Source organism: Sphingobium sp. BYY-5, assembly GCF_022758885.1.
In the GTDB taxonomy this organism is placed as follows: Bacteria; Pseudomonadota; Alphaproteobacteria; order Sphingomonadales; family Sphingomonadaceae; genus Sphingobium.
This window is the reverse complement of the sequence record NZ_JALEBH010000001.1, coordinates 2880651-2894219: the sequence shown is the minus strand read 5'-3', so window position 1 is coordinate 2894219 and position 13569 is coordinate 2880651. Positions and strand designations below refer to the sequence as shown.

General features: G+C 63.8%; 11 protein-coding genes, 1 tRNA gene and 1 pseudogene. 11 read left to right on the top strand and 2 right to left on the bottom strand.

Annotation, left to right across the window (positions count from 1 at the left end; genetic code table 11):
- Positions 1–48 precede the first annotated feature (48 nt).
- The 5 genes and pseudogenes from MOK15_RS13910 to MOK15_RS13890 all read left to right on the top strand — a co-directional run.
- The gene (locus tag MOK15_RS13910; RefSeq protein ID WP_242932762.1) at positions 49–1197 is read left to right on the top strand and encodes a TrbI/VirB10 family protein; all 1149 of its coding nucleotides are present in this window, start codon (positions 49–51) and stop codon (positions 1195–1197) included.
- Positions 1194–1436 carry a DUF2274 domain-containing protein gene (locus MOK15_RS13905; RefSeq protein WP_242932156.1) on the top strand — a complete coding sequence of 81 codons (243 nt, stop codon included), beginning with the start codon at positions 1194–1196 and terminating at the stop codon, positions 1434–1436. The genes MOK15_RS13910 and MOK15_RS13905 overlap by 4 nt, the downstream gene beginning before the upstream one ends.
- A gap of 129 nt (positions 1437–1565) precedes the next feature.
- Complete coding sequence (locus MOK15_RS13900; protein WP_242932155.1) at positions 1566–1838, top strand: hypothetical protein; 273 nt, start codon at positions 1566–1568, stop codon at positions 1836–1838.
- Positions 1839–1968: 130 nt separating this feature from the next.
- On the top strand, positions 1969–2370 hold the full coding sequence (locus MOK15_RS13895; protein WP_242932154.1) for a helix-turn-helix domain-containing protein: 402 nt from the start codon (positions 1969–1971) through the stop codon (positions 2368–2370).
- Positions 2367–3407, top strand: a pseudogene (locus MOK15_RS13890) (recombinase family protein); the annotation flags it as partial. The gene MOK15_RS13895 and the pseudogene MOK15_RS13890, both read left to right, overlap by 4 nt.
- A 576-nt stretch (positions 3408–3983) precedes the next feature.
- Here MOK15_RS13890 and MOK15_RS13885 read toward each other — a convergent pair.
- Positions 3984–4073 (bottom strand) — tRNA-Ser (locus tag MOK15_RS13885).
- Between the two features lie 136 nt (positions 4074–4209).
- On the opposite strand from MOK15_RS13885, the gene hspQ reads away from it, so the two are divergent.
- The 3 genes from hspQ to MOK15_RS13870 all read left to right on the top strand — a co-directional run bounded on the left by hspQ (position 4210) and on the right by MOK15_RS13870 (position 7376).
- Entirely contained in the window at positions 4210–4581 is a 372-nt protein-coding gene (gene hspQ, locus MOK15_RS13880; protein ID WP_242932153.1) for a heat shock protein HspQ, read from the top strand.
- A complete protein-coding gene (locus tag MOK15_RS13875) occupies positions 4538–5314 on the top strand; it encodes a GDSL-type esterase/lipase family protein (RefSeq protein WP_242932152.1) in 777 nt (258 codons plus the stop codon). The genes hspQ and MOK15_RS13875 overlap by 44 nt, the downstream gene beginning before the upstream one ends.
- Before the next feature lie 121 nt (positions 5315–5435).
- Positions 5436–7376: an oligopeptide transporter, OPT family gene (locus MOK15_RS13870; RefSeq protein WP_242932761.1), complete on the top strand. Its 1941-nt coding sequence runs from the start codon at positions 5436–5438 to the stop codon at positions 7374–7376.
- 76 nt (positions 7377–7452) lie between these two features.
- Here MOK15_RS13870 and MOK15_RS13865 read toward each other — a convergent pair whose 3' ends face one another.
- Positions 7453–10260, bottom strand: a complete 2808-nt coding sequence (locus MOK15_RS13865; RefSeq protein WP_242932151.1) for a TonB-dependent receptor — start codon at positions 10258–10260, stop codon at positions 7453–7455.
- A gap of 194 nt (positions 10261–10454) precedes the next feature.
- Between MOK15_RS13865 and MOK15_RS13860 the strand changes: the two genes are divergently transcribed.
- The 3 genes from MOK15_RS13860 to MOK15_RS13850 all read left to right on the top strand — a co-directional run bounded on the left by MOK15_RS13860 (position 10455) and on the right by MOK15_RS13850 (position 13555).
- Positions 10455–11516 (top strand): phytase, encoded by a 1062-nt coding sequence (locus MOK15_RS13860; RefSeq protein WP_242932760.1) that lies wholly within the window; start codon positions 10455–10457, stop codon positions 11514–11516.
- Positions 11517–11634: 118 nt separating this feature from the next.
- Positions 11635–12501, top strand: coding sequence for a prolipoprotein diacylglyceryl transferase (gene lgt, locus MOK15_RS13855; protein ID WP_242932150.1), 867 nt, complete (start codon positions 11635–11637; stop codon positions 12499–12501).
- Positions 12491–13555 carry an SAM-dependent methyltransferase gene (locus tag MOK15_RS13850; protein WP_242932149.1) on the top strand — a complete coding sequence of 355 codons (1065 nt, stop codon included), beginning with the start codon at positions 12491–12493 and terminating at the stop codon, positions 13553–13555. The genes lgt and MOK15_RS13850 overlap by 11 nt, the downstream gene beginning before the upstream one ends.
- Positions 13556–13569 lie beyond the last annotated feature (14 nt).

The following is a 13569-nucleotide window of genomic DNA, read 5'->3' as shown; positions in this document are numbered from 1 at the left end:
GAAACCCCGGACGATGCCAGGCCGCTGACCGGCGAGCCGATCGCGCCCATGCGGCTCCGCCCCGAGCCGCCGCGCGTCACCCGGCTGTCGCGCAAGGTGCTCGCCGGTCTTGGTCTTGTCGCCAGCCTCGGCGTCGGAGGCGCGCTGATCTACGCGCTCCAGAACTCGCAGGGGGGCCGCGCGAACGAGGAACTGCTTTCGACTGACAACCGGGCAACGCCGGACGGCCTCAACAACCTGCCGCGCGACTATACCGGGCCGGTGCTCGGCCCGCCGCTTCCCGGCGATCTCGGCCGACCGATCCTCGACGCGCAGAACCGCGGACAACCCATTACGCCGCCGCTCGCCGGCACGACCGCCGTGCAGCCCGGTCTCAGCGCCGAGGAGCAGCGCCGCTTGCAGGAACTGGAGGCGGCGAGGACCGCGCGCCTGTTCGCCTCGACGGAAACGCGCAATGCCGCACCCGCCGCGACGGTGACGGCCGACGCTACGGCGGCGGCACCGAACCTTGCCAGCCTTGGCCTTGCGCCGCAGCCGGCCACGCCCTCGGCGCAGGACCGCCAGCTCGCCTTCCTCAATCAGACGCCCGACCGGCGCACCGTCTCATCCGATCGCGTCGCCGCGCCCGCGTCGCCGAACGTGCTTCAAGCCGGTGCGGTGATTTCCGCTGCGCTCATCACCGGCATCCGGTCCGATCTCCCCGGCCAGATCACCGCGCAGGTGACAGAGAACATCTATGACAGCCCAACCGGGCGCATCCTTCTGATCCCGCAGGGCACCCGCGTTATCGGAGAATATGACAACGGCGTCGGCTTCGGCCAGCGCCGCATCCTGCTCGTCTGGAACCGGCTCATCATGCCAAACGGCCGCTCGATCGTGCTGGAGCGCCAGCCCGGCGCGGATACACAGGGCTATGCCGGCCTGGAGGATGGCGTCGATTATCACTGGTGGGATCTCGCCAAGGCCGCCGCGCTCTCGACGCTGCTCGGCATTGGCACCGAACTCGCCACCGACGACCATGACCGGCTGGTGCGAGCCATCCGTGACGGCGCACAGGACACCGTCAATCAAGCCGGCCAGCAGATCGTCCAGCGCCAGTTGCAGATCGCGCCGACGCTGACGATCCGGCCGGGCTTTCCCGTGCGCGTCATCGTCACCCGTGACCTTGTGCTCGAACCCTATGGGGGAACGCCATGACCAAGCTGAAGTTAGGCCCGATCGCCGACGATAAACCCATCAAGGTCACGCTGGAGCTACCCGCGAGCTTGCACCGCGATCTCGCCGCCTATGCTGAAATCCTCGGCCGTGAGGCGGGGCATGGCCCGTCCGATCCTGTTCGCCTCATCGTGCCCATGTTGGAGCGGTTCATCGCCACGGATCGCGGCTTCGCCAAAGCCCGCCGAAAATCAGCGTCGTCCGGCGCTCCGATCGCATGAAGCGATCAAGGTATCGCGAAACCATGACTTCACACCGTCCCCAAACCTCGCAGGATGATGGGGCGGCGCGGTGCCGCATATTCCGATCGGGGGAACCCACGACTGCGTATCCAACCGGACGGTGAGTTCATGTCTCGACGCCAAGCCACCAAGACCCGGCGTCGGGCACGCGCCGTCTCCGGCAGCTTGCCCGACGACCTGTACGATTACATCGATGAGGCCGCAGCAGCGGAACCGCCGCAGGTGCGAGTGGCGAAGAAGCAGATAGTCGTCCCTTCGCTCGACCATTGGACCGTCTCCGACGACTGGCCCGACCGCGTGCCTGTGACGGAAGCCGAGATCGACCTGTTCGAGGCGTGGTTCGGCGACATTCTCGACGAGCTGTTTGGCAAGCCCGGCTAATCCCAGAGGCGATTGGCGGGAATAGATCATTACTCGTTGATATCGTAATCTGATAATGATACTTATTGAGTAAGCAGCCGCCTTGCTCATCGAGCGTCCGTCTGGCTGTGCCGCTGGAAGGAGGCGACAGGTGACAAGAACGCTCAGGATCGGGATCGCCGGCCTGGATGACATGAAGGCCCGCACCCTGCGGATTGCGCGGGGGGAGGAGAAACCTGGTCCCAGCGATCCGACAGTCTGGTTCCCTTCGACAGAATCCTTCGCGCGCATTCTCTCCGCCACCAATCGAGCCATGCTCTGCACCATCGCCGAGCGGGAGCCGGGGTCGATTGAGGAACTGGCGGAGATGACCGGGCGGGCGAAGTCGAATCTTTCCCGCACCATGAAAACGATGATCGACTACGGCATCGTGCGCATGGAGCGCAGCGGCCGGAAGCTCGCCCCCAAACTCAATTATGACTGCGTGTCGCTGGAATTGCGCCTTGCCGAACCACGCGCTCGTGTCGCCGAGCCCGAAGGAGACCGCCCATGAACAAGGAATCTCCTCTGGTCGCCACGCGCGCCGCCCTTTACCTGCGCGTCTCCACCGCGCGTCAGGCCGAGCATGACGTGTCACTCCCTGACCAGCGCAAACAGGGCGAAGCCTATTGCGAGGCTCGTGGCTATCAGCTCGTCGAAACCTTCGTGGAGCCGGGCAATACCGCCACCAACGATCGCCGGCCCGAGTTTCAGCGCATGATCGAGGCGGGCACGTCCAAGCCTGCGCCGTTCGACGTGGTGCTGGTTCACAGCTTCTCGCGCTTCTTTCGCGACGCCTTCGACATGGAATATTACTATCGGAAGCTTGCCAAGAACGGCGTCCGGCTCATCTCCATCACCCAGGAACTGGGCGACGATCCGATCCACGACATGATGCGTCGGATCATGGCGCTATTCGACGAATACCAGTCGAAGGAGAACGCTAAGCACGTCATGCGCGCCCTGAAGGAGAATGCCCGGCAGGGCTTCTGGAACGGCGCGCTGCCGCCGATCGGCTATCGCATCGTCGCGGCCGAGCAGCGCGGCGCGAAGACCAAGAAGAAGCTGGAGATCGACCCACTACACGCCGACACGGTGCGACTGATCTACCGGCTCGCTCTTCAGGGGGAAGGCGGTTCCGGCCCGATGGGCGTCAAGGCGATCGTCAATCACCTCAATCGCAACCGCATTTTCACCCGTGATGGCGGGCGTTGGGGCATCGGTCAGCTCCACCGCATCCTGACCCGGCGCACCTATATCGGCGAGCACGAGTTCAACAAGCGCTCCAAATCCAAGGAATTGAAGCCGGTCAGCGAAATAGTCGTGGTGCAGGTGCCCCGGCTGATCGACCAGGAGACGTTCGACGCCGTGCAGGAGCATTTGCGCGTCCGCAACTCCAGGGTCACGCCGCCGCGCGTCGTCAGCGGGCCGACCCTGCTGACGGGTATTTGCTACTGCGAGAAGTGCGGCGGAGCCATGACCATTCGCACCGGCAAGGGCGGACGCTACCGCTACTATACCTGCTCGATCAAGGCGCGGCAGGGCGAGACGGGTTGCTCCGGCCGCTCGATTCCGATGCCGCAACTCGACGCCATCGTCTGCGATCACATCGAGAACCGGCTTCTTCAGCCAGAGCGGCTGGAGGAGATCCTGGCCTCGATCCTCGACCGGCGCGAGGAACGGGCCGAGCGCCGCCGCGAGCATATTGCCGAACTGAACCGTCGCGCGGCCGAGACCGAGCTTCGGTTGAAACGGCTCTATGAGGCCATCGAATCGGGCGTGGCCGATCTGGACGATCCGGCCTTGAAGGAGCGCGTCGTCGCCCTTCGGGCGCTACGCGATCAGGCGCAGGTCGATTCCGAGCGGGCACAGGCCATGCTCGAAAGCTCCGGCAGTATGGCGGTGACGCCGGTCGTTCTACGCAAGTTTGCCGCGACCGCGCGGCGGCGGCTCAGGCAGGACGGCGGCGGCTATCGGCGTGATCACCTCCGCGCGTTTGCCCAGCGCGTCGAGGTCGGAGAAGGTCATGTTCGCATCATGGGATCGAAGGGCGAGCTACTGCGTGCCCTTACTTCGGTCTCTAGCGGGAAATCGGCGGGCATCGGCGTGCCCACTTTGGGACTGAAATGGCGGAGAGGGAGGGATTCGAACCCTCGGTACCCTCTCGGGCACGCCGCATTTCGAGTGCGGTGCATTCGACCACTCTGCCACCTCTCCGCAGAAGGTCCGCGAGGTGCCGTAAGGCGCTGCGTTCCCGGTCGAGCGGCGGCCATTAGCGAATGAAATCGTACTTGCCAAGCGGCCAATCCGGTATTTTTCTTGTGTCGGTGCAGGAGGCTCCTAAATTAGACATATGAGAGACACGATTCAGATTTTCGGCGCCGGCGTCACCGCCCCGCCGATCGTCCATGCCCGCTTCAATATTGGCGATGTGGTCAAACATCGCATGTTCGGTTTCCGCGGCGTCGTGTTCGATATCGATCCGGTCTTCGCCAATAGCGAGGAATGGTATGAGGCGATCCCGGAACATGCCCGGCCGGACAAGCAGCAGCCTTTCTATCATCTGCTCGCCGAAAATGGCGAATCCAGCTATGTCGCCTATGTCAGCCAGCAGAATCTGGTCACGGACGACAGCGACGAGCCGGTCGACCATCCCGCCATTACCGACATGTTCGGCGCCTATGCGGACGGCAAATATCGGCTGCGCCCGCTTCATCGGCACTAGGCGCACACCCCCCCCTTTGCGGGTGTTGCTCTGCCACGGCGGCGCGCTTCTGCTGTTCGCATGTGCGCTGCCGGCCATCGCCGCGCCGCCGCCGACACCCAATGCCGATCCCGTCTTCCCCTTCTCGCGGGAAATAGAGGCCTTCGCCAAGGCGAACAGCGCTGGCCCGCCTGCGCGCGATGCCACCTTGTTCCTCGGCAGCTCCAGCATCCGCTTATGGGACATAGCCGGCAGCTTCCACGATATCAGCACGATCAATCGTGGCTTCGGCGGCGCAACCACGGCGCATGTGCTCCATTATTATAAGCGCCTGCTGCCAGCCCTTCCGCCACGCTCGGTCGTCATCTATGTCGGGGAGAATGACCTTGCCGCCGGAATTACGCCCGAAGCCGTCACGCGCGATATCCTGACCCTGATCGGGAAGCTGCGTGCCGATTATCCGCGCGCGCCCATCGCCTATCTATCGCTCAAGCCCAGCCCCCTGCGCTGGGTGCTTCGTCCGAAAATGGCGCAGGTCAACACCGCCATCGCGCAGCGTGCCCAGGTGGACGGCTTCGCCTATCTCGATGTAGAACATGTTCTGCTGGCGGCCGACGGACTGCCCGATGCATCGCTCTTCCGCCCGGACGGGCTGCACATGAATGCGCGGGGTTATCAGCGTTGGACCAGCCTGGTCGACGCCTGGCTCGACCGTGTCGCGCCACAGCAGAGCATGGCGGAAAGCCGCTTCTGAACCACTTTCCGATTGATCCACGGCCAAGCAACATTATTACCAGCCGATCGACATAAGCGCCAAGCCAAGGGGACGAAGGGTGACAATGGAAGCTAAAGCTCAGGGAGCGCAAGGCGGCGGCATGGCCGAACTGACGTTGCGAGGCGTCATTCTCGGCGCCCTCATCACCCTCGTCTTCACGGCGGCGAACGTCTATCTGGGCCTCAAGATCGGCCTCACCTTCGCCACCTCCATTCCCGCCGCCGTCATCTCCATGGCCGTGCTGCGCCTGTTTGCGACCGGCACGATCCTGGAAAACAACATCGTCCAGACCATCGCTTCGGCCGCCGGCACCCTGTCCGCCATCATCTTCGTGCTGCCGGGCCTGGTCATCATCAGCTGGTGGCATGGCTTCCCCTATTGGCTTTCCGCCTTCACCATCGCGCTGGGCGGCATATTGGGTGTCATGTATTCGGTGCCGCTGCGCCGCGCGCTCGTCACCGGGTCCGACCTGCCCTATCCCGAAGGCGTCGCTGCGGCCGAAGTGCTGAAAGTCGGCGCGGGATCGCGCGAAGGGCTGGAGGAGAATAAGCGCGGCCTAACCGCCATCGTCTCCAGTTCCATCGCGGCCGCCGCCTTCTCAATCATCGCCAAGACCAGGCTGATCGCGGAAGAAGCCGCAACCTTCTTCAAGTTCGGCGCAGGCGCAACCTCGGTCTCCACCAGCTTTTCCATGGCGCTGATCGGCGTCGGCCATCTGGTTGGCCTGTCGGTGGGCGTCGCCATGTTCATCGGCCTGCTGATAAGCTGGACCGGCCTGGTTCCCTATCTCACCACGCCCCTTCCCGCCGGTGCGGAACTGTCCGACATTGTCGGCACGGCCTTCCGCATGAAGGCGCGCTTCATCGGCGCGGGCACGATCGGCGTCGCGGCGATCTGGACCCTGCTCAAGATTCTGGGGCCGATTATCAGCGGCATCCGATCCGCACTCGCCGCCAACGCCACGCGCAAGGCGGGCAACGCCGCGTCGCTCGACATCACCGAACGCGACCTGCCGATCGGCATCGTCGGCGGCACCATCCTCGCTGCGCTGCTGCCCATCGGCGTGCTGCTCTGGACCTTCGCCCAGGGCGGGCCGATCGCCGCCAACCCGGTCCCGGTGATCGCACTGACGCTGGCCTATGTGCTGGTGGCCGGCATCGTCATCGCCTCCGTCTGCGGTTATATGGCGGGCCTGATCGGCGCGTCGAACAGCCCGATTTCGGGCGTCGGCATCCTCGCCGTGCTCGGCGCATCCCTGCTGCTGGCGGCGATCTACGGATCGGGCAATAGCGACCCGTCGCAAACCCAGGCGTTGATCGCCTATGCGCTCTTCACCACCGCAATCATCTTCGGCATCGCGACAATCTCCAACGACAATCTTCAGGATCTGAAGACCGGCCAGTTGGTCGGCGCCACCCCGTGGAAGCAGCAGGTCGCGCTGGTGCTGGGCGTCATCTTCGGCGCGCTTGTCATCCCGCCGGTGCTGGATTTGCTCAACAGCGCATTCGGTTTCGCCGGCGCGCCGGGCGCCAAGGCGAGCGCCCTGCCCGCACCGCAAGCCGCGCTCATCTCCGCGCTCGCCAAGGGCGTATTGGGCGGTGATCTCGACTGGGGGCTGATCGGCATCGGCGCTGGTATCGGTGCCGTCGTCATCCTGATCGACGAATTGCTGGGCAAGGCCGGCAAGCTGCGCCTGCCGCCGCTTGCGGTCGGCATGGGCATCTACCTGCCGATGGCGCTCACCCTGCTGATTCCCGTCGGCGCGGTGATCGGGCATTTCTATAATCGCTGGGCGCTGCGCCAGGCCAATCCTGCGTTCGCCGAGCGCATGGGCGTGCTGATGGCGACCGGCTTCATCGTCGGCGAAAGCCTGTTCGGTGTCGCCTTCGCCGGTATCGTGGCAAGCACGGATAGCGACGCGCCGCTGGCGCTGGTGGCGGAACATGGCTGGGCCGTCCCGCTTTCGATCCTCGCCTTCTTCGGTATCATCGCCGCCCTTTATGCGCGGTTGAAGCATCAGGCCTCAGCACCATTGGCCTGAGATCCTATGGCCGTAACAAAAGAAAAGGGCGGAGGACTATCGGTCCCCCGCCCTTTTTCTTGACCTGCGTCAGGGATCAGAAGTTGAAGCGAATACCGCCGGTATAACGGCGACCAAAACGCTCCCATTCGATCGTCCGGCCGCTGCTGTCGGCCGTCGGCGTGCCGGTGGCGGTCAGCAGGCTGCCCGGATTGGCGTAGCGACGACCCGGCTGGTTCAGCACGTTCGACACGTCGAAATAAATCTCGAAATTCTTCGTGATCGCATAGCGCGCCGAGATATCCATTTCCTCATCGGCCGCCCAATAGGTATCGCCCGCATCAGTCAGGTCGTCGGCAATCGTGTCCAGCCAGGCGCTGCGGCGCTGGAACTGCACGCGCAGCGACAGGCCGTATTTCTCATAATAGCCGCCGACATTATAGACGACGTCCGATGTGCCGGGCAGCCGCACATGGCGTGTCGGCACGCTGCCGATGCCGGGCTTTTCCACCTTGCTGTTGTTGAGCGTCAGGTTGGCCGAAATACCAAAGCCGCCCATCCAGTCGGGCAGGCCAAGGCCCTGCGTCCAGGGTTCCAACTGCAACTGCGCAGCGGCTTCCAGGCCGTAGATGCGGCCGCTGCCGCCATTGGTGATCCGCGAATATTGGTAGACAGACCGATCGACGCCGTTGCTATTAAATTCGGTCGATCCAAAAGTGCCGCGCTGGGTGTAGAGTACGTCTTCGAGATGCTTGTAGAAGGCACCGATCATCAAATAGCCCTGCGGACGCATATACCATTCGAAATAGGTATCGACACCATAGGCACGCTCCGGCTTCACGTCCGGATTGCCCCCGGAAATCGCCGTGTCGGAATCGTTGATGATGAAGTTCGGCCGCATTTGACCATAGTCGGCCCGCGCTGCGCCGCTGTTGAACGAGACGCGCAGCTTCTTGGTGTCATCAATATTGTAATTGACGTGCAGGCTGGGGAAAGCGAGCGTTTGACTCGACTGTTTCGCCACCGGCGTCTCTATCGCCGGACCTGTCGCAGGAGTGATACGTACAGTCGCTGCGCCGTGATTCTTGATATGCTCGACGCGCACGCCGCCGACGACCGAACCCCAATCATAACGCACCGTACCCATCAGGAAGCCGGCGAAGACCTCCTCGCGCACATTATAATTATTGCCGGTGACCGGGGAGAAGGCGAAAGCCTTCTGCGCCGCTTCCGACGCAGCCCGCATCTTGTCGGTATCGAAATAATGGAAGGTGTAGCCCATGGGGAGCTTACCCTGGAACCCTTCATTAGTCGAAAACTGGTTGAAGTCCGTGGTCATGATCGTCGCGGCATCCGCGGCGTTCAGCGATATCTGGTTCTCATCGGCCACTTTGGTGCGGCGGTCATACTGAAATCCGGCCTTGAGCGTCGCATTGTCCAGTTCGCGCGCCAGCACGACCTTGCCGGTATAGGCCTTGGTCGTGTCCACCGCGTCCAGAACCGTGAAGCTGTTGAGCGGCTTGGCAAAGCTGTCAACGTCGGTGACGGCGGCGCCCGCCTGATAGCGGGTCGGGCCGCTCAACTGGAGCGTGCGGAAGAGTTGCAGGCGCGAGTGGTTGGGATCGGTGAAGTCATAGCTGATGGTCGGGCGGGCGGTCGCCGCGCTGGGGCTTTGCCATGCCGCTTCACCGACCACCGACCGGTCGTCCTTGGACTGGGTATAGTTGCCAACCCAGGACAGTTTCCAGCCATCGGCAAATTCATGATCGCCCGTGAGGCTGTTGGTGAAGATCGACTGGCGAAAGGCCCGCAATGTCGAACGCTGGCGGATGGCAATGCCGTAAAGCGTGCCCTTTTCCGGCGTATTGCCGATGCAGACATCCGCATAACCGCTGGTCGTGGGCGTTGTATTGACCGTGGTGGGGCAGGCGGTCGTGCTGGTGGACAGGGCCGACTGCTGCCCGTCCATATCGAAGCGGTAATTGTCGCGCGCTTCATCGTCGGTGAAGATGGTATAAACCGACCGCAGCGAGATGGTGTTGGCATCGTCCGGCTTCCAGTCGACCCGGCCGGAAACGGACCAGTTCTTGCGGGTCAGGCGATACAACTTGTTCTCGGCCTCCTGCGCCCAGAAACGGGTTCCGCTGCCAGGGCGCCTGTCCTGACTAACACGCTCATAATCCGTCTCGAAATTGTCGGTGATCATGTTGCGTTCGTAGTAGCTACCCGACAGCAGGACGCCGAATTCGCCGATGCCAGTCTGGAAACGATCGGAAATGACCAGCGCGCCTTCATATTCCTTCTTGTCGCTGCCCAGTTCGGCGATGCCCATGCCGCCCTTGCCGGCCAGGTGGAAACCGTCATAGTCGAAGGCCGAACGGGTAACGACATTGACATTGCCCGCCACCGTTTCGCCCGGCATATCGGGCGTCACCGCCTTCGACACGATGATCTTGCCCGCAATGGCCGACGGGATGGAATCGAAGCGCGCCGCGCGGCCCTCCGGGCTGACCACGTTGATGCCGTCGAACGACAGGGTCGTCCAAGTCTTGGGCGCGCCGCGCAGGTTGATGTAGCGGGCCTGGCCCTGGTCGCGTTCGACGCTGACGCCCGGCAAACGGCTGGCGGCCTGGGCGATATTCTGGTCGGGCAGGCGGCCCACCGAGTCCGATGCGGCGACAGTAACCAGCGAGTCCGAATTTTTCTGGATTTCAAGCGCCGCAGCCTCCGATTCCGCGATCGGACGGGCGCCGGTGACGACGATAGCGCCATATTGATCGTCATCAGCGGCCGGCTCTTCCGCCATGGCCTGAGCGGATGCCAGCGCCCAGCAGGCAATGCCGCTGGCAAGGACAAGACGAACGGGCTTGACGCCGGCGCGCGGCCGGACGGACAGAATCTGCATGATATCCCCCTGTTGAGACATCGCCTGGCTGGCGATTGATGCGCGCCCTAAAGGCCGCGCAATACATCGGCGTGAAGATAAGGTGACATATAGGTTACAATCCAATCGCTTGATGGGCTGAAACCGTCACATGATCGTCATGATCGCCCGTCATTGGGCGTCCTGAAACGGGGGGCCATATGATCCGCAATGTCATGTTCCAGGGCCTTCTGGCCGCGCTTCTGCTGACCAGCTGCGCCGCCACGCCAGTGGAAATTCCGGTCGAAGTCCGCATCGCCAACGCCACCCCGGCCGTGACCGTCATCGCGCGCGGCGAGACGACCCCGGTCGGCACGCCCAATGCCGATGCGGCGGACGATCCGGCGATCTGGCGCAACGCCGCCGATCCTGCGCAGAGCCTGATCGTCGGCACCGACAAGAAGGCCGGGCTTTATGTCTATGGCCTTGACGGCAAGACCCGCGATTTTCTGGATGCGGGACGGGTTAATAATGTCGACCTGCGCGATCATGTGACCATCAACGGCCAGAGCGGCATTCTGGTGGTCGCCAGCGACCGCAACGATGTCGCCAATGCCAGGCTCGCCCTCTTCCGCCTCGATCCGGCCACCGCCAAGCTGACGGCGTTGGGCAGAGTAGAGGCGGGCAAGGGCGAGGCCTATGGCATCTGCATGGCGCGTGAAGGCACAGCGACCTACGCCTTCATCGTGCTCAAGGACGGCACCATCCACCAGATTGCGCTCGACACGTCGGGCGTGACGCCGACCAGCCGCATCGTCCGCACCATGAAGCTTGGCACCCAGTCGGAAGGCTGCGCCGTCGATGACCGTACCCATATCCTCTATGTGGCGGAGGAGGATGTCGGCCTGTGGCGTTTCGACGCCCGCGCGACCGGGTCGACCACCCCCATCAAGATCGCTGCGGCCGACGGCAAAAATCTGGTGATGGATGCCGAAGGGGTCGCCATCGCCGCAATCGGTGAAAAGGACGGCTATGTCGTCGTCTCCAGCCAGGGCGATAATGCTTACGTCCTCTATCGCCTGCCCGACGACCGCTATGTCGGCCGGTTCCGCATAGTCGACGGGGCCATCGGCGGATCGGAGGAAACGGACGGCATCGAGTTGATGCTGGGCGATTTCGGCCCGGCCTATCCCGGCGGGCTTTTCGTGGCGCAGGACGGCCATAACGCCGCGGCGGCGCAGAATTTCAAGCTGGTCGCCTGGGACGACATCGCAAAGGCGCTTGGCCTGCCGCAATGAGGCAGGGATGAAGCATGGGCAGGAGCATGTTCAAATGCTCCTGCCTTATCGCGCCCTCTTGGTCTTGGCAGGCCCATGCTCTATGGGGTCAGGCCTGTCCGAATAGAGGGAAGCCGAATTGATCCTGGACCTTGCCGCCGCCGCTTCGAGCGCCATCCGCTTTGAAGATCTGGGGCTTAATCCCGTCGCCCTCGATCTCGGCTTCTTCACGCTGAAATGGTACAGCCTCGCCTATCTGGCGGGCATCCTGATCGGCTATTGGTATCTGCTGCGGCTGGTTGCTCAGCCGGGTTCGCCGATGGCGCGCCGCCATGCCGACGACATGATCTTCTACGCGACGCTGGGCATCATCATCGGCGGGCGGCTGGCCTATGTGATCTTCTACCAACCCGAAATCCTCCAGCACCCGCTGGACATATTCAAGCTGTGGCATGGCGGCATGTCCTTCCATGGCGGCGCGGCCGGCGTGTCGCTGGGCATCCTCTACATGGCGTGGAAGGAAAAGCTGAGCTGGCTGCGCATCCACGATTATGTCGCCTGCGTCGTGCCCTTCGGCCTCTTCTTCGGCCGGCTCGCCAATTTCGTGAACGGCGAACTGTGGGGCAAGGAGACCGATGTGCCCTGGGCCATCATCTTCCCGACCGGCGGCCCCTTCCCCCGCCATCCGAGCCAGCTCTACGAAGCCGCGCTGGAAGGCATCGTCCTCTTCCTGATCCTCGCTTTCGCCTTCTGGAAGACCAAGGCGCGCTACAAGCCCGGCATGTTGGTGGGCATCTTCCTGCTCGGCTATGGCAGCTTCCGCTTCGGCGTGGAGTATTTCCGCGAAGCCGACGCGCAGTTGATGGACTTCGCCGCGCGCACCGGCCTGCATATGGGCCAGTGGCTGTGCTTGCCCATGATCGTCGCCGGCCTCTATCTGATCGTCACCGCAAAGGGCCGCCGCGTGCGGGTCGAACCGATAGCCGGCAGCGCCAGTGTCAGCTAGCCCACTGCCGCTGGCCGAACGGCTGGCGCGGCAGATCGCCTCGGGCGGCCCGATCTCGGTCGCTCATTATATGGGGGAGGCGAACCAGCATTATTACGCCACCCGCGACCCCCTGGGCGCGGAGGGTGATTTTACCACCGCCCCGGAAATCAGCCAGATGTTCGGCGAGTTGATCGGCCTGTGCCTGGCCGATGTCTGGATGCGATCGGGCCGGCGACCGGAAACCGTCTATGCGGAACTGGGGCCGGGGCGCGGAACGCTGGCGTCCGACGCGCTGCGGGCGATGGAGCGCGCGGCGCTGGCGCCCAAGGTCCATCTGGTCGAAACCAGCCCCACGCTGCGCGACCGTCAGAGCGCGCTGCTGCCCCATGTCATTCATCACGACAGCATCGGCAGCCTGCCCGAACAGGGACCGCTGCTGGTCGTCGCCAACGAGTTTTTCGACGCCCTTCCCGTCCGCCAATGCATCCGCGTGGGCGACGAATGGCGCGAGCGGGTGGTGATCCGCCGCGAAGAGGAAGGCCGTTTCATCCCCGTCGCCGGCTATCGCTGCATCGAATCGGGCCTGCCTCCGCTCGCAGGCGAAGCGCCTGACGGCGCGATCCTTGAATCGCCGATCATCGGGGCGGAGATCGCCTATGCCCTGGCACATCGCATCGCCAGGCAGGGCGGCGCGGCGATCATCGTCGACTATGGCTATGAAGGCCCGGCGCTGGGCGACACGTTGCAGGCGGTGAAGGCGCACCGGTTCGCCGATCCCTTCACCGATCCGGGCGAGATCGACCTCACCACCCATGTCGACTTCACCGTGCTGGGCCATATGGCGCGACAGGCGGGCCTCAGGGTCCATGGTCCGGTCGGCCAGGGCGATTTCCTGCGCCAGCTCGGCATCGACGCCCGCGCCGACCAGCTTGCCCGCGCCGCGCCGGACCGCGGCAAGGAAGTAGAGGCCGCCCGCGCCCGGCTGACCGACGGGCAGGCGATGGGCACCTTGTTCAAGGCGATGGCCTGGACGCATCCGGATTGGGCCGACCCGGCCGGGTTTGAGAAATAATCACGAGCGAAGGA